At 52.9% G+C, this 23,256-nt stretch carries 22 protein-coding genes and 1 tRNA gene; 15 read left to right on the top strand and 8 right to left on the bottom strand.

Annotated features, from left to right (window positions below; genetic code table 11):
* The first annotated feature begins 44 nt into the window (after nucleotides 1-44).
* Both HNQ92_RS00190 and HNQ92_RS00185 read left to right on the top strand, forming a co-directional pair.
* Nucleotides 45-911: a sugar phosphate isomerase/epimerase family protein gene (locus HNQ92_RS00190; protein ID WP_184169259.1), complete on the top strand. Its 867-nt coding sequence runs from the start codon at nucleotides 45-47 to the stop codon at nucleotides 909-911.
* Between the two features lie 68 nt (nucleotides 912-979).
* Nucleotides 980-3,838, top strand: coding sequence for a PVC-type heme-binding CxxCH protein (locus tag HNQ92_RS00185; RefSeq protein WP_184169257.1), 2,859 nt, complete (start codon nucleotides 980-982; stop codon nucleotides 3,836-3,838).
* A 60-nt stretch (nucleotides 3,839-3,898) separates the two neighbouring features.
* Here the strand turns inward: HNQ92_RS00185 and HNQ92_RS00180 are convergent, their stop codons facing one another.
* The 3 genes from HNQ92_RS00180 to HNQ92_RS00170 form a co-directional block, all read right to left on the bottom strand.
* Nucleotides 3,899-4,696, bottom strand: a complete 798-nt coding sequence (locus HNQ92_RS00180; RefSeq protein WP_184169255.1) for a (Fe-S)-binding protein — start codon at nucleotides 4,694-4,696, stop codon at nucleotides 3,899-3,901.
* Nucleotides 4,697-4,744: 48 nt separating this feature from the next.
* On the bottom strand, nucleotides 4,745-5,059 hold the full coding sequence (locus HNQ92_RS00175) for a DUF3784 domain-containing protein (RefSeq protein WP_184169253.1): 315 nt from the start codon (nucleotides 5,057-5,059) through the stop codon (nucleotides 4,745-4,747).
* A gap of 96 nt (nucleotides 5,060-5,155) precedes the next feature.
* Nucleotides 5,156-6,487, bottom strand: a complete 1,332-nt coding sequence (locus tag HNQ92_RS00170) for a 4Fe-4S dicluster domain-containing protein (protein ID WP_184169251.1) — start codon at nucleotides 6,485-6,487, stop codon at nucleotides 5,156-5,158.
* 270 nt (nucleotides 6,488-6,757) lie between these two features.
* Between HNQ92_RS00170 and HNQ92_RS00165 the strand changes: the two genes are divergently transcribed.
* Nucleotides 6,758-6,830: transfer RNA gene (locus tag HNQ92_RS00165), tRNA-Phe, on the top strand.
* A gap of 1,269 nt (nucleotides 6,831-8,099) precedes the next feature.
* The gene (locus HNQ92_RS00160; protein ID WP_184169249.1) at nucleotides 8,100-8,282 is read left to right on the top strand and encodes a hypothetical protein; all 183 of its coding nucleotides are present in this window, start codon (nucleotides 8,100-8,102) and stop codon (nucleotides 8,280-8,282) included.
* A 257-nt stretch (nucleotides 8,283-8,539) separates the two neighbouring features.
* On the opposite strand, the gene HNQ92_RS00155 is transcribed toward HNQ92_RS00160, so the two are convergent.
* The 3 genes from HNQ92_RS00155 to HNQ92_RS00145 all read right to left on the bottom strand — a co-directional run bounded on the left by HNQ92_RS00155 (nucleotide 8,540) and on the right by HNQ92_RS00145 (nucleotide 10,862).
* Entirely contained in the window at nucleotides 8,540-8,980 is a 441-nt protein-coding gene (locus HNQ92_RS00155) for a hypothetical protein (RefSeq protein ID WP_184169247.1), read from the bottom strand.
* A gap of 16 nt (nucleotides 8,981-8,996) precedes the next feature.
* Nucleotides 8,997-9,923, bottom strand: a complete 927-nt coding sequence (locus HNQ92_RS00150) for an SIR2 family protein (protein ID WP_184169245.1) — start codon at nucleotides 9,921-9,923, stop codon at nucleotides 8,997-8,999.
* 141 nt (nucleotides 9,924-10,064) lie between these two features.
* Nucleotides 10,065-10,862: a LexA family transcriptional regulator gene (locus HNQ92_RS00145; RefSeq protein ID WP_184169243.1), complete on the bottom strand. Its 798-nt coding sequence runs from the start codon at nucleotides 10,860-10,862 to the stop codon at nucleotides 10,065-10,067.
* Between the two features lie 594 nt (nucleotides 10,863-11,456).
* Here HNQ92_RS00145 and HNQ92_RS00140 point away from each other — a divergent pair.
* Both HNQ92_RS00140 and HNQ92_RS00135 read left to right on the top strand, forming a co-directional pair.
* Complete coding sequence (locus tag HNQ92_RS00140) at nucleotides 11,457-12,044, top strand: Crp/Fnr family transcriptional regulator (RefSeq protein WP_184169241.1); 588 nt, start codon at nucleotides 11,457-11,459, stop codon at nucleotides 12,042-12,044.
* 102 nt (nucleotides 12,045-12,146) lie between these two features.
* The gene (locus HNQ92_RS00135; RefSeq protein ID WP_184169239.1) at nucleotides 12,147-12,926 is read left to right on the top strand and encodes an alpha/beta hydrolase; all 780 of its coding nucleotides are present in this window, start codon (nucleotides 12,147-12,149) and stop codon (nucleotides 12,924-12,926) included.
* 96 nt (nucleotides 12,927-13,022) lie between these two features.
* On the opposite strand, the gene HNQ92_RS00130 is transcribed toward HNQ92_RS00135, so the two are convergent.
* Nucleotides 13,023-14,513, bottom strand: coding sequence for a bifunctional metallophosphatase/5'-nucleotidase (locus tag HNQ92_RS00130; RefSeq protein WP_184169237.1), 1,491 nt, complete (start codon nucleotides 14,511-14,513; stop codon nucleotides 13,023-13,025).
* A gap of 29 nt (nucleotides 14,514-14,542) precedes the next feature.
* The gene (locus HNQ92_RS00125; RefSeq protein WP_184169235.1) at nucleotides 14,543-16,015 is read right to left on the bottom strand and encodes a M61 family metallopeptidase; all 1,473 of its coding nucleotides are present in this window, start codon (nucleotides 16,013-16,015) and stop codon (nucleotides 14,543-14,545) included.
* 99 nt (nucleotides 16,016-16,114) lie between these two features.
* On the opposite strand from HNQ92_RS00125, the gene HNQ92_RS00120 reads away from it, so the two are divergent.
* The 9 genes from HNQ92_RS00120 to accC all read left to right on the top strand — a co-directional run bounded on the left by HNQ92_RS00120 (nucleotide 16,115) and on the right by accC (nucleotide 23,218).
* Entirely contained in the window at nucleotides 16,115-16,762 is a 648-nt protein-coding gene (locus HNQ92_RS00120) for a hypothetical protein (RefSeq protein ID WP_184169233.1), read from the top strand.
* A gap of 91 nt (nucleotides 16,763-16,853) precedes the next feature.
* A complete protein-coding gene (locus tag HNQ92_RS00115; RefSeq protein ID WP_184169231.1) occupies nucleotides 16,854-17,489 on the top strand; it encodes an acetyltransferase in 636 nt (211 codons plus the stop codon).
* A gap of 99 nt (nucleotides 17,490-17,588) precedes the next feature.
* Nucleotides 17,589-18,149, top strand: a complete 561-nt coding sequence (locus HNQ92_RS00110) for a YceD family protein (RefSeq protein WP_343062831.1) — start codon at nucleotides 17,589-17,591, stop codon at nucleotides 18,147-18,149.
* A gap of 35 nt (nucleotides 18,150-18,184) precedes the next feature.
* On the top strand, nucleotides 18,185-18,379 hold the full coding sequence (rpmF, locus tag HNQ92_RS00105) for a 50S ribosomal protein L32 (protein ID WP_184169229.1): 195 nt from the start codon (nucleotides 18,185-18,187) through the stop codon (nucleotides 18,377-18,379).
* 130 nt (nucleotides 18,380-18,509) lie between these two features.
* Nucleotides 18,510-19,448, top strand: a complete 939-nt coding sequence (plsX, locus tag HNQ92_RS00100; protein WP_184169227.1) for a phosphate acyltransferase PlsX — start codon at nucleotides 18,510-18,512, stop codon at nucleotides 19,446-19,448.
* Nucleotides 19,449-19,610: 162 nt separating this feature from the next.
* Nucleotides 19,611-20,600, top strand: a complete 990-nt coding sequence (locus HNQ92_RS00095; RefSeq protein WP_184169225.1) for a beta-ketoacyl-ACP synthase III — start codon at nucleotides 19,611-19,613, stop codon at nucleotides 20,598-20,600.
* Nucleotides 20,601-20,680: 80 nt separating this feature from the next.
* Nucleotides 20,681-21,244: an elongation factor P gene (gene efp, locus HNQ92_RS00090; protein ID WP_184169223.1), complete on the top strand. Its 564-nt coding sequence runs from the start codon at nucleotides 20,681-20,683 to the stop codon at nucleotides 21,242-21,244.
* A gap of 75 nt (nucleotides 21,245-21,319) precedes the next feature.
* The gene (gene accB, locus HNQ92_RS00085) at nucleotides 21,320-21,796 is read left to right on the top strand and encodes an acetyl-CoA carboxylase biotin carboxyl carrier protein (protein ID WP_184169221.1); all 477 of its coding nucleotides are present in this window, start codon (nucleotides 21,320-21,322) and stop codon (nucleotides 21,794-21,796) included.
* 78 nt (nucleotides 21,797-21,874) lie between these two features.
* Nucleotides 21,875-23,218, top strand: coding sequence for an acetyl-CoA carboxylase biotin carboxylase subunit (gene accC / locus HNQ92_RS00080; RefSeq protein WP_184169219.1), 1,344 nt, complete (start codon nucleotides 21,875-21,877; stop codon nucleotides 23,216-23,218).
* Nucleotides 23,219-23,256: the final 38 nt, after the last annotated feature.

Here is a 23,256-nt window from a genome sequence, read left to right as displayed (position 1 = left end):
TTCGTCAAACGATTCCTGAAAGGTACTTAGAAACTAAAAAAAGTATGCTAACACGACGAGAGGCGCTCCGAAAAGCGGCCCTACTGGTAGGGGGCGTAGCGGGCCTGAATCACGTTTGGGCGCGGCCGGTACCGGCGGCCCGCTGGCAGCTGGGCGCCTGCGACTGGTCGCTGGGCAAGGGCCTGAATCCCGAAGCCTTCGATCGGGCACGGCAGATCGGCCTTCAGGGCGTGCAGGTAAGCTACAATACGGGCAAAGACGCCGTGGGGCTGTCCAATCCGGATACGCTGCGGGCCATCCGGGAGGCGTCCCTGCGCACGGGCGTAAAAATAGCCAGTCTGGCCATCGGCGAGCTCAACCGGGTACCTTATAAGTCGGAAGCCCGGACCGAAGCCTGGGTCTGGAACAGCGTAGACGCCGCCAAAGCGCTGGACGTGCAGGTAGTTCTGCTGGCGTTTTTCTCAGAAAATGACCTCCGTAACGACGACGCGGGCAAGAAGGTAGTGATTGAGCGCCTGAAAAAAGTAGCGCCCCACGCCGAGAAGCAGGGCATCACGCTGGGGATCGAGTCCTACCTGAGCGGGCCCGAGCACCTGGCCCTCATCGAGGCCGTGGGTTCTCCGGCCGTAAAAGTGTACTACGACTTCCGGAACGCCGCCGACGCGGGCTATGACCCCTACCAGGAGCTGCCGCTGCTGGGCAAAGAAATGATTTGCGAGCTGCATATGAAAGAAAACGGCTCCCGCCTGGGCGAAGGTACCCTGGACTGGCCCCGCATTGCCGAGCTCGTGAATAAGGTAGGGTACCAGGGCTGGATGCACATCGAGGGCGCTACGCCCAAGGGGGCCGACGTGGTGGAGTGCTACCAGCAAAACCGCCAGTACCTGGAAACGCTCTTTTCGTTTCGCTAAGGTACTTTATTGCCCAGGTACCTTGCTACAGGTACCTCTTCTTCATTGGTTATTAATCCAAAAAAATAATGACGCGCACCCTTTCTCATCGTTGGTTTTTGCGGGTAGTACTCACTACGGCCGTAGGTTTTTTGGGCGTAAGCCTCACCAACCCCGCCGAGGACCCCGCCCGCCTCTACCTGCCCGAGGACCTCGAAGCTACCCTCTGGGCCGAAGCGCCGCTCTTTCATAACCCTACCAACATGGACATCGACGCCCACGGACGGGTGTGGATCACGGAGGCCGTCAACTACCGCGACTTCAAGACCAAGCCCGAAGAGCGCCTCAGCCACCGAACCCAGGGCGACCGCATCATGATCCTGGAAGATAAAGACGGGGACGGCAAGGCCGAAACGGCCAAGGTATTTGTGCAGGATTCGCTCCTGACGGCCCCGCTGGGCATTGCCGTCATAGGCAATAAGGTGATTGTTTCCTGCGCGCCAAACCTGATCGTGTACACCGACGACGACGGGGATGACAAACCAGATTCACGCGAGGTACTTTTGACGGGCTTCGGTGGCTACGACCACGACCACTCGCTGCATTCATTGGTGGCGGGCCCCGACGGCCGCTGGTTCTTCAACGTCGGCAACGCCGGGCCGCATATCGTGACCGACCGCAGCGGCTGGACCCTCCGCAGTGGTAGTTTGTACACCGGAGGTACCCCTTACAACAAAGAAAACCAGGGCAACCAAAAATCCGACGACGGGCGGGTGTGGGTAGGTGGCCTGGCGCTACGCATCAACCCCGACGGGACGGGCCTGAAGGTACTTGGGCACAATTTCCGCAATAGCTACGAAGTATGCCTGGACAGCTACGGCAACATGTGGCAAAACGACAACGACGACCAGGTGATTACCTGCCGGGTGTCGTACCTGCCCGAAAACGGCAACGCGGGGTACTTTGCCCAGGACGGTACCCGCTACTGGCAGGCCGACCGCCGTCCCGGCCAGGATATGTTTACGGCCCACTGGCACCAGGAAGATCCGGGCGTGATGCCCGCCGGAGATAACACCGGCGCGGGCTCCCCCACGGGGATTGTCTTCTACGAAGGCGACGCGCTGGGGCCGCAGTACCGGGGTACTTTGCTGAGCTGCGAAGCGGGGCGTAACGTCGTTTTTGGGTATCAGCCCCAAAAGCAGGGGGCGGGCTTTAAGCTCACGCGGCGCGACCTCATCAGCTCCTTTCCGCAGGCGTCGGAGCGCTACGAGTGGTTCGAGACCGACCAGGACACGCGCAAGTGGTTCCGCCCGTCCGACATCGCCGTGGGGCCCGACGGGGCCTGGTACCTGGCCGACTGGTACGACCCCATCGTGGGTGGGCACGCCATGCAGGATACCAAAGGCTACGGGCGCATCTACCGCATTACGCCCAAAGGAAAAAAACTAAGTACCCCCAAGCTGGACCTGACTACCACGGCGGGCCTGATCGACGCCCTGAAGAGCCCGGCGGTGAACGTGCGGGCGCTGGGTTTTGAGGGATTAAAAAAGAAAGGAGCGGCCGTGCTCCCCGCCCTGAAGCAGGTACTTGCGGCCAAAAACCCCTACCACCGGGCGCGGGCCGTGTGGCTGATGGCGCAGCTGGGCGAGCCCGGAAAAGCGGAGGTCGTGAAGCTGCTGGCCGCCCCCGACGCCAACCTGCGCCTCACCGCCTTCCGGGCGCTACGGTCGGTGGAAGCCGAGCGGGGGTACCTGGAAAAAATGGCCACCGACCCCGATGCCGCCATCCGGCACGAAGTAGCCGTGGCCCTGCGTGAGGTACCTTTTGCGGAAGCCAAGGGTACTTTCGCGACGCTCATCAAACGCTTCGACGGCCAGGACCCCTGGCTGCTCGACGCCCTGGGCAACGCCGCCGAGGGCCGGGAAGGGCCGGTATATGCCCTGGCACAAGCCATGTACCCCACCGAGCCCGAGGGCTGGTCGGCACCGCGGGCGCAGCTGGCCTGGCGTCTGCATCCCGTGCAGGCCGTGGACGAACTAAAAGTACGGGCGGGCTCGGTGCAGGTACCTGAAGCCGAACGCCGAAAGGCGCTCACGGCGCTGGCGTTCATTCGGGATAAAAAAGCGGCGGAAGCCATGGTCAGCTTGTCGAAGTCGTCGCTGGCGGATGTGGCGGCCCAGGCGCAGTGGTGGCTTGGCTTCCGCCAAACCAACGACTGGGCCGAGCTCCTGGACTGGCAGCAGGCCACCGCCCAGGTACTTACACCCGCTTACTTACAGCTGTTGGAATTAAAAAAACGGGTAGTAGACAAAAACCTGCCCGTGGAAGCGCGCATCGAAGCCGCTCGACGCCTGGCCACCGACGCCCAGGGTGGCAACTTGCTCCTGGACCTGAAAGTGCAGGGCCAACTACCTGGGAACATCTCCGAGGCCATATCGGAGCTCATTTTCAAAAATCCCGACCAGAACGTACGCGTACTGGCCAGCCAGTTTTTTCCGCGGGCGGGCAAGGTACTTAAGGTCGATTTTATAGCCCGGATGCAGGCCGACGCCGAGCGCGGCAAGGTACTTTTCGGTACTCGCTGCGCTACCTGCCACCGCCACGGCGAAGCCGGCGCGGACATTGGCCCCGATCTCACGACCATTCACCAAAAATTCGATAAACTGGGCTTGCTGGATGCCATCGTGAACCCGTCGGCCAGTTTGGTGTTTGGCTACGAAGCCTATACTATAACCACCCACCAGGGGCAGACGTACTTTGGCTTCCTGCTCAGCGACGGCGCTACCGTGGTGCTCAAAGACGCCGCCGGGCAGCGCCATACCCTCAAAGCCGCCGACATCAAGAGCCGGGAGCCTTTGCCCAACTCGCTCATGCCCGAGCCCACCGCCCTGGGCCTCGACGAGCAGGCCCTGGCCGACCTCACGGGCTATCTGATGAGTTTTAAATAGGGGTACCTTCTGGAGCAGGAAATGGTTTGAGCCTACTTCTAATAAAGTACCAAAGTACCCCTACAGTCCCTCGGCCTGCGCGATGAGCTCGGCCAGGTCAAGTACCTTTACGGAGTCCTCCTTTTCTTTGTTTTTGACACCGTCGGTCATCATCACCATGCAGAACGGGCAGGCCACCGCGATGGTGTCGGCCCCGGTACCCAGGGCCTCCTCGATGCGCTCGATGTTCACGTCTTTTTTGCCGGGCTCGGGTTCCTTGAACATCTGCGCGCCGCCCGCTCCGCAGCAGAGGCCCTTCACGCGCGAGCGCTTCATTTCTACCAGCTCGGCGTCGAGGGCTTCCAGTACCTCGCGCGGCGCTTCGTATATGTTGTTGGCGCGGCCCAGGTAGCAGGAGTCGTGGAAGGTAATGCGGCGGCCTTTGAAAGTACCCCCGCCCTTGATGCCCACGCGGCCCTCGTTGATGAGCTGTTGCAGGTAGGTGGAGTGGTGAAGTACCTCGTAGGTACCTCCCAGCTCGGGGTACTCGTGCTTGAGCGTATTGAAGCAGTGCGGGCAGGCCGTCACGATTTTTTTGACCTGGTACATGTCCAGTACCTGGATGTTGGCCATGGCCTGCATCTGAAACAGGAACTCGTTGCCCGCGCGCCGGGCGGGGTCGCCGGTGCAGCCTTCTTCGGTACCCAGTACCGCAAATTTGATCCCCACCTTATTCAGTATTTTCACAAAAGCGACGGTCACTTTTTTGTAGCGGTCGTCGAAGGAGCCCGCGCAGCCCACCCAGAAGAGCACTTCGGGCGTTTCGCCGGCGGCGGCCATTTCGGCCATGGTAGGTACTTTAAAGGTCGTTTCGGCCATAGCATTGAGCAGGTACTTTCCTGCGAATGGATAAAATCGTGTACAATGTTAGTTTACAAAACGCTGCCCCAGCACCAGGAAGATCACCGTAACGAGGCTCACGACGGGGATCAGCACCACGAGCGGGACGAGCTCGTACTTGGTTTGGTGGAATTTCCACACCAGGTACCCTTCCAGCAGAAATACGCCCGCCAGCACCCACAGAAAGGTACCTGCCCAGCGCGCCAGGCCCTTCCGGTCGCGGATCTGGGCCGGGTCTTTGGGAAAATTGGCCAGCAGGTAGGTCGCTTCCTTCGTCCAGATAAAGGTACCTACGCCCGCCAGCACCAGCGCTATCAGCCCGAAAATAATCAGTCCGTCCATGATCGTATCTAGTTTAATTCCTCACAGAATGAAATTCTAAAGTACCCTCACCGAGCCACCCCATGCCCTTACCCCTCTGCCAAAAGTACCTCCAAACTACTTCAACCCATTCGCCCAGTTGAACCGGTCCCCGGGCGAGAACTTCCAGGGGGCCTGGCTCGTCTCCAGGTTGCTGAACATGGCATTCCAGGCGGCGGGCGCTTTGGCTTCGTCCATGACCTGGTAGCGGCGTAGTTGCAGGATAATATCCAGCGGGTTGATCAGCACCGGGCACTCCTGCACACAGGCATTGCAGGTAGTACAGGCCAGTATTTCTTCTTCCAGGATGTAGTCGCCCAGCAGGCTTTTGCCGTCGTCCACGAAAGTACCCCCGTTGGCCTGCATGTTGCGGCCGGCCTCTTCGAGGCGGTCGCGGGTGTCCATCATGATCTTCCGGGGCGAGAGTTTCTTGCCCGTGATGTTGGCCGGGCAGGCCGCCGTGCAGCGCCCGCATTCGGTGCAGGAGTAGGCATCCATGAGGTTTTTCCAGCTCAGGTCCATGACGTCTTTGGCCCCGAAGCGCCCGATCTCGGCGGGGGGCGCGTCGGCCGCGGGCTGCTCCACGCCCAGCATGATTTTCACCTCCTTCGTGATCTCGGGCATGTTGTGTATTTTGCCGCGCGGGATGAGCCGGGCAAAGTAGGTGTTGGGGAAACCCAGCGCAATGTGCAGGTGCTTGGAGTAGGTCACGTACACGCCAAAAGCGAAGATCCCCAGGATGTGAATCCACCAGGCCACGCGCTCGTAGACGATCAGGGTACTTTCGTTCCAGCCCGCAAAAAGCGGCTTCAGGAATTGGCTAAAGGCGAAGTCGCCGGTGCGGCGGTAGTGGGCGCTGCCCATGTCCTGGAGCGCGGAGTCGGCGGCGTTCATGGTCAGGATGGCTACCATGAGCACAATCTCGAAGATCAGGATCAAGTTGCCGTCCAGGAAGGGCCAGCCGTGCATTTCGCGGTGGCGGGGCGGCTGAAAACGCTCCACGCGCGTGCCGTTGCGGCGCAGCAAAAAGACCACGCACACCACCAGTACCCCCACGGCCAAAAACTCGAAGAAGCCAATCAGGAACGAATAAAAGCCGCCCAGCGCCGGGGCAAAAAGCCGGTGCTGACCCAGGGCTCCGTCCAGGATAATCTCCAGGATCTCGATGTTGATGAGCAAAAAGCCCGCGTAGAGCATAAAGTGCATGATACCGATCAGCGGACGCTCAAACATTTTCTTTTGGCCAAAAGCCACGCGCAGCATCATACCCAGCCGCTCGGCGGGGCGATCGGTGCGGTCGTCAGGACGGCCCAGCTGGATAGTCCGCTTGATGACCTGCACCCGCCGGGCGATGATCCAGGCCGTCAGGCCCAGCGCTACGATAAACAAAATCTGCTGTATCACTTCCATAGGTACTTGGTAGGTGCTTGGTAAGGGTACTTTATCGGCTCGGTTTAGTATCTACAAATAGTATGCAAGCATACTAGGGCAAGTACCGAAAAAAAAGGTTTCCGCGCAAGGGTCGGTACGGATTATTCTGCTGGATAAAGGTAGGCAGACGCGGGCGGATTGGGGGTACCGGGGCGCGGACCGACAAAAATTAAAAAAGATTTTGAGAAAATAATTTGCAAAGCCAGAAGCGAATCCTATTTTTGCAGTCCCAAAAGAAACCAACTGAACGGTGATGTAGCTCAGTCGGTAGAGCAAAGGACTGAAAATCCTTGTGTCGGCGGTTCGATTCCGTCCATCACCACCCTGATTATGAGGCAGTTACGCATAAAACCGTAGCTGCCTCTTTTTTGGCGTAAACAATTGGTAAATAACTGTCAAATTTGACCTATCCATCACCGCTCCCTATCTTGGTCGCGCCTTATAAACTTTTTTTGGAATTCACACCTGCGCTTATCTTGCTAATAATATCAGATTTCAGCGTCTTATCAAGATAATATTTTGTCTTAGAGGAACTTTTAATATTTTCTCTAAGTTTAGTACGGTATGGAAAAACTACCAAGCATCTGTCGTTAGACAGCCTACTTGATGTTGTTGCCAAGCTTGCGGACATTTTACATGACTTGGAACACATCTTCACGGCTGCACTCGTTTTCTACACGTGGTATCAGAACAAAATTAAACCCACGAAAAACGAGGAAAAGAATGAAGAAGAAGAAGTAAAAAAAGAAGAGAAGTAAGAATTAGAAGAACATAATAGAAGAAGAATTTTACAGAAGGAATTAGAGCGCAGTACCGGGGACTAGAAACTCGGTACTGCTTTTTATTTATAACCCGCCAACTCTTACGGTGCTGATTGATCTCTTAACAATCGGGATCGGCTTTATTGCATGGCTACCATTTAGCCAGGACAACTAGACTAAATGAGTTCAAATATTGTACTTCTAACAGGTTGATTTTGTACTTAATCCATACTTATAGATTTCTAAAAGGCATACCTCTAAGGCGGATTGAGGTTATAATCAGCTTTTTTTTATAGAGCTATGCAATAAAGCTGTAAAGAATTATATGATATATTTTAGAATATGTTTAAATTTTAAATAGGGCATCGGCGTACCTACTTTTGAGTGGCTAACCTTCGAAGCAGATGCAAACCCAATTCAATGAGCTTTCCGATGCCCGCCGGTCTGCCGGCGCTGTGGCAAATTATAGAACAACTTCTGAATGACAAGCTTAAGCGTAAATACAATTTAAGGAAGATGGTTGACTGTATTCTGAAAATCTTTCGCATAGGCATCCAATGCGGTCCGCTGCGCGGGCGTAATTTGAAACGCCCCAGCTTCGATGGCAAATCGTCTACTGCTTCCGTTAGTGGTGCTTCTACGGCACGCTGGAACGTTTGAACGGCGAGCTGAACAAAATAGAGCGGAAGCACCAAGGCAAAAAAGATATGCCTAATTTTCTATGTATTGACAGTAAGCCAGTTAAGCTTACTCCCTTTATAGATCGTGAACTTGGCAAGGATGGCAACAAATAGGTTAACGCGGAGCCGCCCAGCGGACGCAAAAGACACATGATTGTTGACACAATTAGACTATGCTGGGGCGTAGTTGTGCACGCGGCTAACATCGCCGATGGTCAGAAGGCGCACCTGCTGGCGGCGGCCGCTGCGGTAGAGCACTGCCTGGGCTACCTCGACCGGATGCAAAAATTTTGGTTGATGAAGCCTATCGTAAGACTTTCAAGGGCTGGGTAGAAGACTGCATTGCTGGGCTGGTGGTCGAGATAGCCTCACGCCCGCCGACCGAACAAGGCTTCATACCCGTTAGGCATTGGGTCAGCGAATGAACATTTGGCTGGCTGAATCGTACCGGCGACCCGTTTCTTCCGCAAGCACTCGAAAGACTTTGAGAGAACCACGGAAAGTGTCGAAGCATGGATACTATGGGGCAATCGCCAAATTATTCTCAATCGAATTTGAATTCGAACTACAATTAATTTTTAAACATGTTCTTATTCCATGGCAACACCTTTAAAATATTTCGTGTCTAAATGATATAGCGGAGCACAAATATTTTGATATTCTATTTCACAGTACTTTGTAATTTTCTCCTTCAATTCTCTACGATATATAATAAATTCTCCATTCATTAAATTAAAAGACTCTTTGAGAATATGGTCTTTTTCAGAAAGAGGGAGAGGATTGTCTAAAATTGTAATCGTCTGTTCAATAGATTTTAAGTAATTAATATACTCTTTAGTTTCATGTAAAGTTTCACTGAAGCAAACTAATGTAGATTTAAGACTATTTAGTACAGCCTTAAGAGTTGCGCCATTGTAATCTGCATCATAAAACACAGAATCTTTTTTTATTAATCCGACTAATTTCGAATGCATTCTTTCAATCTGATGTAGCTTCTCTTGTGGCGTTATAGCTTTTAATGCTTCTTTCATAGTTGATTTAAATTTATTAGTTTCTAGGTTTTAGGTTTTTAAGCGTACTTAATAACTGATTATACTGACTATAATCATCAATAAGGATTAAATTTGTTCTCACGCGATTCTTCCATTTTTCAAGTATAGCACCAGCTTTAGATCTCAAAACTACTAAATATGAATAAGGAAGCGGATGTTTATCTTCTCCATGCAAAGGAAAATAGTCTGCTATTTCTTCCATTACTTCTTCTAGGTGAGGATCGCTCGCACCATATCCCACAAAAAGTGTCGAGTATCTAGTAAATATCATTCGAAGAGCAAAGGCAAAGCCATTATATTTTTTCAAGATTAGTTTGTTATAATCATCTTTTGTGAAGATAATTTGATCAATTGAAAGATTAACAATTGAGCCATGAACATGTATTACGCAAGGGGTAGAGCTATAGATAGAGGACATTATTTTTAATTCGTCTGTATAAGAATAGGTTCTTTCTGCTAAATCTTGAAAATTATTATTATTTGCGGCTTCTTCAAACAACAAATCATAATTAGAAGTGAGAATACAAGGATAATTAGTTTGTACAATTAAATCATGATTACTATTTGGCTTTTTATTCATAAAAACAGAGGAGAGCCAGTATTGATATTTAGCGCTAGCTAATGGGTACTCATTTAGATTGCATCCTCTTATTTTATCTTTAATAACTGTAGCGACTTTAATAGGATCAAATTTATTTTCATTATGTTGTTTTTGGGCATCATCAATTAATTCTGTAAGATCTTTTTTATCCCTTGAACTTAAAGGGAGATCCTTAGCCATTTCCATAAAGTTCAAAAGTAAATTATCCCAAGATGGTAATCCAGAGTCAACTGACACCCCAGAACCGGCAAAAATAACCAGGTTATTCTTTTGTATCAACTCAGATAGCTCTTTTATGCCTTGATCTAATTCCATTTTCATAATTCATCGGCTTATGTAATTTCCAAATTATAAGGAATTAACGCAAAAGATCCCCCTTTTTTGAACCGCAAAAACTATGCCATTAGCTTATCTATACTTAATTGCAAGTGGTGACGGATATATAAAATAAAAACCTTTTTACTAAGTAGTATCTCTTTGAGGTACTACTATTTGGTTTAATTTTTGTTCTAAAAGTTGTAGCCGTTCGTTAAGTAAATACACCCTATCTTGATAAGCATCGGAAAATCCTATAAATGCTATCATTTCCCATGCTTCAAGAATGTCGTTTAAATCAATAGTATACGGCATAAAACCTGGGTTATCTGAGGCCAAGATAAGACGAAGACTAGTCTGTCGAGCTCGCTTTCCTTCATCATGGATAATTTTCTTAAATTGGATACCTTTTTCTTTAATTAATAGCACGTAGCGGTTTCCACTCTTGAGGTCATGCTCACGCTCTACAAATCGGCCAATTATTATACTCCCATTATTTAAAGGAGGCATCGAATCATCTTGAATATCAAAGGCTCGATAAATGCCCTCACCTACCCTAGGTATCTGAAAATGTGGTAGTTGTCTGATGAATTCTGGATTATTATGATTGACTAGATAATTAGAGACAGTAGCTTCGGGAACATATTGAATGTTTTCACGTTGCTGATTATCAAGGGTAATTGTTATAACTCGAACGTTACTATCCAGAAGTCTAGCGATCTGGCGAGGTTGTTGAAAAATAGGCAAGTCAAGATTTGCACGGACTAAATCGTCTATATCTACTTTGAAAAAGTCAGCAATTTTGATCAGTAAACTAGCGCTAGGTTCGGAGGTTCCCTTTTCGTAACTAGCATACGTTGTACGATTAATATCAAGCTTATGAGCCAATACCTCTTGAGTCAGGTGCTGGTTTTTTCGGAGATATGCCAGATTTTTCGACAACATTTGCCATTTTTTTGCACTTTTGTCGAAAAATATGGATTAATAATGTGAAACACAAGCCTTTAAGTGAAAATATTTTAAAGCTCTTGCATAAATTAGATTTTAGTGTAAAACGAAATAACTTCGTCACCCATATATTGATCCATGATAGATCAATTTTACGAAAAAAATTGTACTCTATTTGGTTTGTTTTTTTGCTAAGTCATTGATAATTAGGGTAATGGCTTCTAAAAAGTAATTTTAAGCCCGAAAATGCGAGAGTAAGGCCCACCCTTTGGCATTTTGGCAATTTCCATTTTTCCCAAAAACGAATAGCTGAAAGTCCCCCCCTCCCGAAATCCCATACGTTTTTCTACAGAAACTCGACTTCGAAGCCCCTGGCCGACCAGGCGCGTCCACCGTTTCAACGCCATACAGCGTAGTAGTCGGCCGTGTCCAGGGGGATGTTGCTGGTACCCACTCTTTTTACTTGCACTTTTTTAACACGAGTATGTTGCATTACTATCTTTCAGACTAAACTGTTCTCACATTTTGAGTAAATGAAATTGTACTAAATTCAAGCTTCACAAAAAGTACCTCTCCAAAAAGCAAAACACCATGACCGACATCGAGGTACTTAGCCGGGCTTTGCGGGACTTTGCCCAGATCGACGAGGCGGCCTTTGCCTTGTCAAGTACCTATTGGCAGCCTAAGGTGTACCGGAAGGGGGAGTTCTACAACGAGCAGCGCAACATCTGCCGTAACCTGGGCTTTGTGCTGGATGGCGTCTTCAGGATCTACTACACCGACGACCCAAGCGGAGACGACAAGAATATTTTCTTTTTCTCCGAAAACCAGGTCATTACGTCCTTCAAAAGCTTCGTGACCCAAACGCCCTGCAAGTACTACACCCAGGCCATGACCGACGCGCGGGTCTTGCTGATCGGGATCGAGCAGCTAAGGTACCTTTATGAGGTGTCGCACCCGTGGGAGCGCTTTGGCCGCATGATCGCCGAATACGCCTTCAACCTGGTGATGGACAAAAACGAGGGCTTTTTGTTCAAAACGCCGGAAGAACGCTACCTCGAACTGGTAGCCCAGCACCCGCGTATTTTGCAGACCATTCCACTCTACCATATTTCGTCGTACCTGGGCATTCAGGGGCCCTCCCTCAGCCGTATCCGGAAAAGACTTTCGCAGCGTTGAGCGATTTTAACTTGGGTTAAAGTTTTTGCAAGGTACCTGCCGGAACTTTGCAAAGTCATTCAAAACCAAGTATTTTCTTCAACCACTAAACTGGATACGACGATGAAAACGATCCATTCAAAAACCGTCTTGTTTGTTACGGGTGCCTTTGTAAGCCATCGCGGCTGGGACTCCTGGAAAACCTACTTTGAAAGCCAGGGCTACACGGCCCTCGCCCCCGCCTGGCCCCATAAGGACGGGATACCCGCCGAGCTTCGTAAAAATCCCGATCTGGCGGTAGCCGCACTGGGGCTCACGCAAGTGGTAGACTACTACGCGGACATCATCCGCCAACTACCCGAGAAGCCCATCGTGATCGGGCATTCGCTGGGCGGGCTCATCACGCAGCTCCTGGTACAGCGCGGCCTGGCCGCAGCGGGAGTGGCTATTCACTCAGTACCTCCGCAGGGCGTTTTTTCCTTTTCGTTTTCTTTTTACAAAGCCACCTGGAATCCGCTGGGCTTCTTTAAGTCGGCCCGAAAACCTTACGTGATGTCTTTCAAAGAATGGCAGTATGCCTTTACCAACGGTATGTCGCTGGAAGAGCAGCGGTCCTCCTACGAGGCGTCGGTGATTCCGGAATCGCGGCGGGCGCTGCGCGGTGGCCTGAGCGCGGAGGCGAAGATCGACTTCAAGAAACCCCACGTGCCGCTGCTGTTTGTGGCGGGCAGCGAAGACTACATCATGCCCGCGGAGCTCAACTACGCCAACTTCAAACGTTACCGGCACGCGGGCTCCGTGACCGAGTTCAAAAAGTTTGAGGGACGAAACCACTACGTGCTGGGGCTACCTACCTGGCAAGAAAACGTCGACTATATTTTAAATTGGATCGGCAACCACTGAAGGCTTCAAACGCCGACCGGAAAAGAAGCAAACGTTTTTTCGGTCGGCGTGGGGTACTCGGGAGCTAGTACGCGGGAGGTACTTCCTCCCTCACAACTACCCCTGTTTCTTCAAAAAAGCCATGAACACTTTCCGGATGTCCGTGCGGTAGTCGGTGGGTTCGGGGGAAAATAGTGCTTTTACGCCGGGGTGCGTGGGGAGCAGAAAGCCCATGCCAAACTCTTTGCCGGTCATCAGGAAGTCGGGCAGGGCTACTTTATAGGTACTTTGGCGGTCGAGCGGCTGGTTGGCCAGGTACCAGGTTTGGGTAGGCTCGTCGTAGCGGGCCTGGTGGAGGTGCAGGAAGGCCCCCTTGCCCCGACTGAGGCGACCCGCCTCAAGTACCTGGTGCAGCAGGTCTCCGGTCATGGTTACCTGCGAAGTACCCCCGCCGAAGGGCAGGATACGGATCAGGTCGTACTGGGTAATGGTACCTTCCAGCACGTCGTCTACGCGCACCGAGCCGCCGTTGAAAAGCGCCAGGTCACTGTCCGGAAAAGCCTCGAAGATACTCTGCGCGAGGGCGTCGGTCAGGGCCAGGTGCTCCGTCCGTACCGTTTTTTCGCGGCCGTCCCAGGGTACCTGGGTGGTATAAACGACCTCGTTGGGAGCAAACCCCAGCTCCCGGAAGCTCTGCGCGGCAATCTGCTGCCACTTGTCCACGACGGCCGCCGTGCGCGGCTCTTCGGGTACGGCGGCGTCGATCGTGACCAGCTCGGACTGCGTGCGCCGCCATTGCTTTCGGCGGTTGAAGCGCAGGCGATGTACGTAAACGGTCTTGGCGTTCGCGTCGGCTTTATAAATAGGTACCTTACCCACCTGCTCATGCAGGTGGTCGTGGTCGTGGCCACCCATGATGAGGGCCAGTCCGGGTAGTTGTTCGGCCAGGCGTTTGTCATCCGCCACGTCCAGGTGCGTGAGCGCCACCACCACGTCGCAGCGGCCTTGGAGGTCCTGGTACTCGCGGCGGGCGGCCTCGATGAAATCCGTTACTTCCAGAAAATCCTTGCTGACGGGCAAACATACCCCAAACAGCCCCACCCGGATTTTGCCGTTGGACAGGATCACCGAGCTGGGCAGCTCGGCCCCATCCTTACGGAAAGGCACCGCGGAGGTACCTTGGCGCTGCTTCATGTTGGCAATAACCCATTGAAACCGGGACTCCTCCAGACGCTGGGTAAGTACGGTAGGTACCTGCTCGTCGTAGTCAAACTCATGATTGCCGAAGGTGACGTAGTCCACGCCCGCCGCGTTCATGACCTCCACCATCTGCCGCCCCCGAATCCGCTGCCCTTCGTGCTGCAAAGTACCTATGACCGAGGGGCTCAGGAAATCTCCGGCGTGTACAAAGTAGGTACCGGCGGGGTTTTTCTTTTTGAGCTTTTGGTTCAGGTAGGCCACGCGCGCCATGCCTCCGGCCCGGCCGTTGTCGAGCGGCGCAATTTCGTACACATCGTTGATGTGCAGGAAAGTGATCGTACGGCTCGACTGGCAGGCCGAAAGGAGCGCCACCGTGACGATCAGGAGAAAACTCCGTGTTTGTTTCATACCTCTGTTGGCTAAGGTAGCTGGGTTATTCATTCTTGGTTTTTTTCCACAGCGAGTTGCACCGACGCCAGCCAGCGCTCCCGCTGCCGCGCGGCCCGGGGGTCGTCCAGGAGGTTGAGCTGGATGTTGCCGTTGCTGAAGGTCGTCATTTGCAACCCTACCCACGCCAGGGCTTCGTTGAGCCGCGTTTCGAGGGGCCCATGCCCCAGGATACATTCCTGCCAGTACCATTCCAGGGGTTCTTCGGCAATCTCTTGTACTATATGCTGGTAATCTTCGAGCGTGTAGCCCACGAAGGGCTTCCCGAAGCGCTGCCAAAGTCCCCGCATGATATCGTCGAGAGAGCGCTCGTGATCGAATTTCCGGCGCAGGTGCAGGTCCAGGATCAGGGCCACCAGGGCGCCCTTGTGGTACACGGATACCTTGCGGTTGGGGATGCCTTTCTCGTAGCCATCGAGCCAGAGGTCAAAGGACGACTCCACCAGGGATTGAGCGGCCTGCGCGCTGTGCTCGAAGTGCCGCTTCATGTATACCTGCAGCTCTTTGAGGTAAGCGTCGTCTTCGAAGACGCCCGCCCGCCGCAGGAACAGGTCGCCGTAGTAGGTGGTGCAGCCTTCGGCCACGAAGCAGGTCGGGAAGTAGTTTTCGCGCGTGAAGTCGTAGGGAAGCAGCTCCTTGGGGCGAATCCGGATGATGTTCCAGGCGTGAAAAAGCTCGTGGGAGCTCACGCCCAGCAAGTCGGTATAAAGGCCTTCGCCCTCGTCCTCGGGTCCCAACACAATCATGGTGGAGTTGTGGTGCTCCACGCCGTGGTAAAAGGCCGTGGGCAGAATCAGGTTAATAAAGTGGTAGTCTTGCTCGGGGAATTCCCGCATGGTGGCCATCTGCTCGGCGGAAAACCGGCGGAAATCGGCGCAGATTCGTTTCCAGTTAGGGCTGAGGTTGCCGTGCATCCACACGTGAAAAAGTACCTCTCCTACCGTATACGTTTCGTGCTGTAGCGTAGCCGAGGCCAGCAGCGGGCTATCGACCAGCTGGTAGTAGTCCTTGGCCAGCAGGATACGCGGCTCCACCGAGGGCAGTCCGCAGGCCAGGCGATAGTCGTCCGGCAGGGTCAGCTCCACGGTGCAGGGCTCCTGCATGCGCCCTTCGGTGTAGAGGCACAGGTTGATGAAGTTGAGGTACCAGAGGTCTTCGTCTACGTAGCTGCTGCCGGCATTCTGGATATTGGCAAAAAAGGTATACCTTACCACTACTTCGGGCTGGCCTTCGCAGGCTACCCGCCAGCGGTCTTTGGTGATTTTCTCAAAGAACAGGGGCTCGCCCTGGGCGTTGGTCATTGATAACTGTTGTATATTTTTGGCAAAGTTCTGGATTTCGTAGCGGCCGGGCCGCCAGGCGGGCAGTTGCACTTCCAGAAAGGTACTTTTTACGTGCGGAATGGTGTAGGTAATTTCAAGAAAATGAGAACTCGGATCGGGTGCAGACAGACGGTAGTGCATGGAGGACAAGGAAGGGTTCAAAATAAGAGGATAGGAATAAATCAAAACAAGTACCTGGTTCGTTAGTACTTATCAGTAAAAATAACAATCGTTTTTGAAATGAAAAGGTTTTTCCTCCTCACACTCACTTTTATCGGCCTGGCGTCAGCCCTGGTACGGGCCCAAACCGACGAATACTATAAGAAAGACACCCTCCGTACCGACCCCAACCGCCGCACCACGGCTCCCCTGCCGGAGCCCGACTCCCGGCCGGTTCATCCGGAAGGTACCATGCCCATGAGCGAGCGCCTGCGGCTGGGTGGAAGCTTCGGCCTGGGCTTCGGTACCGTTACCAACGTGAACCTTTCGCCGATGGCGGGCCTGCAGATCACCGAGCGGCTGGTGGGAGGCGTGGGCGTAACCTACATGTGGTTTCGGTCCCGGCTTTTCAACTACAACAGCCACTACTACGGCGGACGCACCTTTCTGATGTACTCCATCCTGCCCATGATCAACCTCCAGGCCGAGTACGAAGCCCTGAACGTAGAGTTTGTAAACCCCATCGAGAGCCGCTACGAACGTACCTGGCTCGGCTCGCCCATGCTGGGGGCCTCCTACTCGCAGCCCCTGGGCGGAAAATACACGCGGGGCGTGCACATGACGCTCCTCTACAATCTCAACTACAACAACCAGCGCAATCCTTACGATATCCGGGATAATATCTCGCCCTATTCCAGCCCCTTTGTGTTCCGGGTTACGTTCCTCTAAAAGATTCCGTACTTTTGCAGTCTTATTATTTCCGGGACCGGCCTACGCTTTCCTTAGGTCGGTCCTATCTACTATTTATTACGAGTAACTCATGGAAAATCCGGTTTTGATATTTGGCGCAGGTAGCCTGGGACGGCAGGCCTTCGATATTTTTCAGCGTAACGAAGTACTGGTATACGGTTTTCTGGACGACAACGCGGAATTACACGGACAGGAAATTGGCGACGTGACCATCCTGGGCGATACCGACGACGGCGGTTTTCTGAAGCTCCTTGGTGCCAAGTGCGAAGCCTTCATCGCCATTGGCGAGCGCAGCGTACGCCAGCGGCTCGTCGAAATGCTCATCGAACGGCGTAAGATCATGCCCGTCAATGCCATCCATAATACGGCGGTGGTATCCGCCATGGCTACCCTGGGGCACGGCAACCTGGTAGCGGCCCGGACTGTAATAGCTCCCAGCGCCCGGCTGGGCCACCACTGCCAATTGCAGACGGGTGCCATCCTGGAAGCCTTCGTGGAAGTAGGCGACTACGTCAATATCGGTGCGGGAGCCATTCTGAACGACCGCGTCAAAGTGGGCGACAACGCCTTCATTGGCCCGGGGGCCATTTTGGTAGCAGGCATTGAGGTAGGCAAAAACGCCCGGATCGGGGCTGGCTCGGTGGTGATCGAAAACGTACCCGCGAAAGGTACCGTCTTTGGCAATCCGGCCCAGAAAGTAAAGTAATTCCGACGGGCCGGGGCGGCTGCTACAATAAATTCACAGTCAGCCTTTTTAATTAATCTGAAAAGACCTTATCTTTGCAGTCCTTTTTGCAGAACGTACGTGAAAGAGCTTAGCAAATATCAAATAGACATCTACGGTTTGGAGGACAAACAGTATGTCTACGAATTTGAATCGGGGGATGCGTTTTTTGAGGAAATGCAGCAGGATATTGTTCAGAATGGGCATTTTAGAACTCACCTGACACTGGACAAATCCGCTACGATGATTCAAATGAACTTCCACATCCAGGGAAGTATCGGGTTGATCTGTGATCGGAGTCTGGAAGCTTTTGATGAGCCGATTGAGCTCACTCAACGGATGATCCTGAAATTTGGGGACCACGACGAAGAGCTGACCGAGGAGATTGAAATCATCCGGCGTAGCACGGCGCAGATCAACGTGGCCCGCTACATCTTTGATTTCATTGTGCTGTCGCTGCCCATGAAAAAGCTGCATCCGAGCCAGCGGTCCCTGACCGACCCAGTGGAAGCCACCGACGAGGAAGGTACTTTGGTTTATAGCTCAGGTACCCCTGCGGGCAACCAGGAAGCCGAGGCCTCCCCGGAAGACGCCCCCGTAGATCCTCGCTGGGAGGCATTGAAAAAATTGAAAGGAGAATAATTTTAGAACTATAACTATTTTGATTACCTAGTATCATGGCACATCCGAAACGAAGACATTCGAAGACCCGCCGCGACAAACGCAGATCCCACGACTTCCTGACGGGCAAGCAACTGGCCGTGGATACCGCTACGGGTGAGATTCACCAGTATCACCGCGCGCACGTTCACGAAGGAAACCTTTATTACAGAGGGAAAGTGGTGGTAGAAAACTACGCCAAGACGGTCTGATCTCGTACTACCCTCACCGGAACTTTCGCAGCAGCGGCACAAAAGTTGTTGCGAAATTCTTTTTTACTACGGCACAACTGCTAATTTTACACCCACGATTTTTTTATTTTAGTCCCTAAAAAGAGTGTAAATGAAAATTGCAGTAGATGCTATGGGGGGTGATTTTGCCCCGCGAGCAATAGTAGAAGGGGTACTTTTGGCCGCTTCTGAACTGCCATCCGATGCACAGATCGTGCTGATCGGTCGGGAAGATAGTATCCGGGAAATATTTAAGGAGCATAATTTTGAATCTTCGGTGGTTGAGGTTGTCCACGCCGAAGAGGTCATTGAAATGGGCGAGCACCCCACCAAGGCGCTCTCGCAGAAACCCAATTCCAGCATTGGAGTTGGGTTTAAGCTTTTGAAAGAAAAAGCAATTGACATTTTTTGTAGCGCCGGCAACACGGGTGCGATGCACGTGGGAGCTTTGTTTAGCATCAAAGCCATTGAGGGTATCCTGCGCCCAGCCATTGCGGGCTACGTACCTCAACTCGACGGCAGCATCGCCATCATGCTTGACATTGGGGCCAATGCCGACTGCAAACCCGAGGTACTGGCGCAGTTTGGCGAAATCGGTTCGCTCTACGCCCAGTATACTTTTCAGATCGAACGCCCCCGCGTAGCCCTGATGAACATCGGCGAAGAGGAGCAGAAGGGCTCCCTGGTGGCGCAGGCTACTTATCCCCACCTTAAAGCCAACAAACGAATTCATTTTATCGGAAATATCGAAGGGAAAGACCTCTTTACCAACAAAGCCGATGTGATTGTGACCGACGGCTTTACGGGAAACATCCTTTTTAAACTGGGAGAATCCTTGTACGAGATCACCAAACAGCGGGGTATTCAGGACGACTTCATCGATAAGACCAATTATGAATCCATTGGGGGGAGTCCGATTATTGGCGTAAACGGGAACGTCATGATCGCGCACGGGATTTCGTCGCCCACGGCGATAAAAAATATGATTGGCTGGGCCTACAAGCAGGTACAGGCCAATGCCTACTTACACATAGCCCAGGCTCTGGCCTGATCTTGAACGAGTTGGGTGTTGTATAATGTAGTAACATCCGTTAGTGAATAGTATTTACAAGTTGTTGGTGATCCTATTGATTAACTTAGCGTATAAAGTACCTCCCGTACTTGCCCTCATTCAAACAAAATCAGCGATGATTTTGAAGCCATATTTGATACCATGACCCAAGCAAAAGCCGCTATTACGGGCGTACACGGGTACGTACCTGATTACATCCTGACCAACGCCGAACTCGAGGAAATGGTTGATACAAACGATGAGTGGATCGTGAGTAGGACGGGAATCAAGGAAAGGCACATCCTGAAGGGAGAAGGTATGGGGAGCTCCCACATGGGCGCCGAGGCCGTAAAAGGGTTGCTGGCCAAAACCAATACCACGCCTGACGAAATAGACCTCCTGATTTGCGCTACCACTACCCCTGATTTTGTGTTTCCCTGTACCGCCAACCTGATCTGTGATATGGTGGGTATCCGCAACATCGGGAGCTTCGACATCCAGGCGGCTTGTTCGGGCTTTGTGTACGCCCTGACGGTAGGCTCCCAATTTATCGAAACCGGTAAATACAAAAAAGTAGTGATTGTGGGAGCCGATAAAATGTCGGCCATTGTGGACTATACCGACCGTAAAACCTGCGTGCTCTTTGGGGACGGGGCCGGGGCGGTGCTGCTCGAAGCAGACACCGAAGGCTACGGCGTACTGGACTCGATCATCCGGTCGGACGGCGTGGGGCAGCCTTACCTGCACCAAAAGGCGGGCGGGAGCCGTTTTCCACCCACGCACGAGACCATCGATAAGCGCTGGCACTACGTGTACCAGGACGGGCCGCAGGTGTTTAAGTTTGCGGTCAAGAACATGGCGGACCTCTCGGCCGAAATCATGCAGCGGAATCAGCTTTCGGGTAGCGACGTAGCCTGGCTGGTACCTCACCAGGCCAACAAACGCATCATTGAGGCTACCGCCAACCGCATGGGGGTAGGTATGGACAAAGTAATGCTTAACATTCAGAAATACGGCAACACGACCGCCGCCACGATTCCGCTCTGCCTCTGGGACTACGAATCGCAACTACATAAGGGGGATAATCTCATCCTGGCTGCTTTTGGGGGCGGGTTTACGTGGGCTACGGCCTACGTCAAGTGGGCCTATTGAGGCCTGACACGCCTCGGCAGGTACCTAGCAGTACCCGCTCTTACTAGTAAAAACAATTGTTTCATTTTTTATAAAAAACAATGGCTTCAACCGCAGATATACGCAACGGATTGGTCATCAATTTCAACCACGACCTATACCAGATCATAGATTTTCAGCACGTCAAGCCCGGCAAAGGCAACGCCTTCGTACGCACCAAGCTCAAAAGCCTCACCAGCGGCAAGGTACTTGATAATACCTTTAACTCCGGCGCATCCATCACGCCCGTGCGCGTGGAGCGGCATAAGTTTCAGTTTCTTTACAAAGATGAGATGGGGTACAACTTCATGAACATGGAGACGTTTGACCAGATTCTGATCGACGAAAAACTGATCGAAAACGCCAACCTCATGAAGGAAGGCCAGGAAGTAGAGATCCTGATCAATACCGAGAACGACGCTCCCCTCACCTGCGAACTACCCGCTTTTGTGGAGCTGGAAGTAACCTACGCCGAGCCCGGCATCCGCGGCGACACGGCTAACTCACCCAAGAAATCGGTGGAAGTAGAAACGGGAGCCTCCATTATGGTACCTTTGTTTATTGAACAAGGCCAGAAGATCAAAGTAGATACCCGCACCCGCGACTACGTAGAGCGGGTAAAATAAGCGCAGGAAGGCCGTTTCGTGCTTAGGTACCTCGGCCTGCTGCCTTCTTATTAAGATTTATAACTACCAATGCCTATGGAAACCAAAGAAATTCAGAAACTTATTGACTTTATTGCCCAGTCGGGCCTGGATGAGGTCAACATCGAAACGGCGGATCTGAAAATTAAAGTGAAGCGTAACGCGACTCCCGGCGTGGCGGCCCCGGCCCCCGTGGCCAGCCCAGCCCCGTCGATAGCCAGCCCGGCTCCCTCGATCGCGGCCTCGGCTACCCCTCCCGCTGAGCCTAAGCCAGCCCTGACGGACGAAACCAAGTACCTGACCATCAAGTCGCCGATGATAGGTACTTTCTACCGGGCCTCCAGCCCCGAGACTCCCGCGCTGGTAAACATCGGTGACGAAGTAAAACCCGGCAAACCGGTTTGTATCATTGAAGCCATGAAGCTCTTCAACGAAATCGAGTCCGAGATTGCGGGCCGCGTGGTGAAAGTACTCGTCGAAAACGCCACCCCGGTGGAGTTTGACCAGCCGTTGTTTCTGGTAGAGCCGGTCTAACCCAGGCCCTTCGATAGGTACCTGATCCCAGGCCGTACTATCGTACCTGGCTCACGCTATTCACTTATTCCGAAAAGTATGTTTAAAAAGATACTCATAGCCAACCGAGGCGAAATAGCGCTACGCATTATCCGAACCTGCCGCGAGATGGGCATCAAGACCGTGGCCATTTACTCCACGGCCGACCGCGACAGCCTGCACGTACGCTTTGCCGACGAGGCCGTATGCATTGGTCCGCCCGCCAGCCGCCTCTCCTACCTCAACATTCCTAACATCATATCGGCCGCCGAAGTAACCGGGGCCGACGCCATTCATCCCGGCTACGGATTTCTTTCCGAAAACGCGGAGTTTTCCCAAATCTGCGCCGACTACGGCATCAAGTTCATTGGCGCTACGGCCGAGCAGATCAACGGCATGGGCGATAAAGCCACGGCCAAAGCTACCATGCGCTCGGCGGGAGTACCGGTGATCCCCGGCTCCGAAGGGCTGCTCGAGTCCGTGGAGCAGGGCAAAAAACTGGCCGCCGAGATGGGGTACCCCGTCATTATTAAGGCTACGGCCGGTGGCGGTGGCCGCGGGATGCGGATCATCCACAACGAAGACGGCTTTGAGAAAGCCTGGAACGACGCCCGCACCGAATCCGCCGCCGCGTTTGGCAACGACGGCCTCTACCTCGAAAAGTTTGTAGAAGAGCCGCGCCACATCGAGATCCAGATCATCGGCGACCAGTACGGCAAGGTATGCCACCTCTCCGAGCGCGACTGCTCCATTCAGCGCCGCCACCAGAAGCTCGTCGAAGAAACGCCCTCGCCCATCATTACGCCCGAGCTACGCAACCGCATGGGCGAGGCCGCCATCAAAGGGGCACAGGCCATTGGCTACGAGGGTGCCGGTACGGTGGAGTTCCTCGTTGACAAGCACGGCGATTTCTACTTCATGGAAATGAATACCCGCATTCAGGTAGAGCACCCCATTACGGAAGAAGTGACCGATTTTGACCTGATCAAGGAGCAGATCAAAGTGGCCGCCGGGGAGCCTATTTCGGGCCAAAACTACACGCCCAAGCTGTATGCCATGGAGTGCCGCATCAATGCCGAAGATCCGGCCAATAACTTCCGCCCCAGCCCCGGCAAAATCACGAACCTGCACTTTCCGGGTGGCCACGGCGTGCGCATCGACAGCCACGTGTACAGTGGCTACACCATCCCGCCCAACTACGACTCCATGATCGCCAAGCTCATCGTGAGCGGGCAGTCGCGCGAGGAGGTAGTGACCCGCATGAAGCGCGCCCTGCAGGAGTTTGTGATCGAGGGCATCAAAACCACCATTCCGTTTCACATCAAACTCATGGACGACCCCGGCTTCCGCTCGGGCCATTTTACCACCAAGTTCCTGGAAAGCTTCGATTTCAGCGATTTGTAAAAAATCCATACTTTAAGCAACAAACCGGACGTACCCAT

The organism is Rhabdobacter roseus, from assembly GCF_014202275.1.
GTDB lineage: Bacteria > Bacteroidota > Bacteroidia > Cytophagales > Spirosomataceae > Rhabdobacter > Rhabdobacter roseus.
The sequence above is the reverse complement of the archived record's forward strand: the minus strand, read 5'-3'. Positions and strand labels throughout refer to the sequence as shown.

Coding starts and splice junctions, on each gene's coding strand:
- plsX (WP_184169227.1), top strand. CDS start 18,510: ATGAAAATTGCAGTAGATGCTATGGGGGGTGATTTTGCCCCGCGAGCA.
- HNQ92_RS00150 (WP_184169245.1), bottom strand. CDS start 9,923: ATGAAAATGGAATTAGATCAAGGCATAAAAGAGCTATCTGAGTTGATA.
- HNQ92_RS00130 (WP_184169237.1), bottom strand. CDS start 14,513: ATGAAACAAACACGGAGTTTTCTCCTGATCGTCACGGTGGCGCTCCTT.
- HNQ92_RS00140 (WP_184169241.1), top strand. CDS start 11,457: ATGACCGACATCGAGGTACTTAGCCGGGCTTTGCGGGACTTTGCCCAG.
- HNQ92_RS00180 (WP_184169255.1), bottom strand. CDS start 4,696: ATGGCCGAAACGACCTTTAAAGTACCTACCATGGCCGAAATGGCCGCC.
- HNQ92_RS00170 (WP_184169251.1), bottom strand. CDS start 6,487: ATGGAAGTGATACAGCAGATTTTGTTTATCGTAGCGCTGGGCCTGACG.
- HNQ92_RS00160 (WP_184169249.1), top strand. CDS start 8,100: ATGATTGTTGACACAATTAGACTATGCTGGGGCGTAGTTGTGCACGCG.
- HNQ92_RS00190 (WP_184169259.1), top strand. CDS start 45: ATGCTAACACGACGAGAGGCGCTCCGAAAAGCGGCCCTACTGGTAGGG.
- HNQ92_RS00135 (WP_184169239.1), top strand. CDS start 12,147: ATGAAAACGATCCATTCAAAAACCGTCTTGTTTGTTACGGGTGCCTTT.
- HNQ92_RS00175 (WP_184169253.1), bottom strand. CDS start 5,059: ATGGACGGACTGATTATTTTCGGGCTGATAGCGCTGGTGCTGGCGGGC.
- accC (WP_184169219.1), top strand. CDS start 21,875: ATGTTTAAAAAGATACTCATAGCCAACCGAGGCGAAATAGCGCTACGC.
- accB (WP_184169221.1), top strand. CDS start 21,320: ATGGAAACCAAAGAAATTCAGAAACTTATTGACTTTATTGCCCAGTCG.
- HNQ92_RS00125 (WP_184169235.1), bottom strand. CDS start 16,015: ATGCACTACCGTCTGTCTGCACCCGATCCGAGTTCTCATTTTCTTGAA.
- HNQ92_RS00155 (WP_184169247.1), bottom strand. CDS start 8,980: ATGAAAGAAGCATTAAAAGCTATAACGCCACAAGAGAAGCTACATCAG.
- HNQ92_RS00145 (WP_184169243.1), bottom strand. CDS start 10,862: ATGTTGTCGAAAAATCTGGCATATCTCCGAAAAAACCAGCACCTGACT.
- HNQ92_RS00115 (WP_184169231.1), top strand. CDS start 16,854: ATGGAAAATCCGGTTTTGATATTTGGCGCAGGTAGCCTGGGACGGCAG.
- HNQ92_RS00120 (WP_184169233.1), top strand. CDS start 16,115: ATGAAAAGGTTTTTCCTCCTCACACTCACTTTTATCGGCCTGGCGTCA.
- HNQ92_RS00185 (WP_184169257.1), top strand. CDS start 980: ATGACGCGCACCCTTTCTCATCGTTGGTTTTTGCGGGTAGTACTCACT.
- efp (WP_184169223.1), top strand. CDS start 20,681: ATGGCTTCAACCGCAGATATACGCAACGGATTGGTCATCAATTTCAAC.
- HNQ92_RS00095 (WP_184169225.1), top strand. CDS start 19,611: ATGACCCAAGCAAAAGCCGCTATTACGGGCGTACACGGGTACGTACCT.
- rpmF (WP_184169229.1), top strand. CDS start 18,185: ATGGCACATCCGAAACGAAGACATTCGAAGACCCGCCGCGACAAACGC.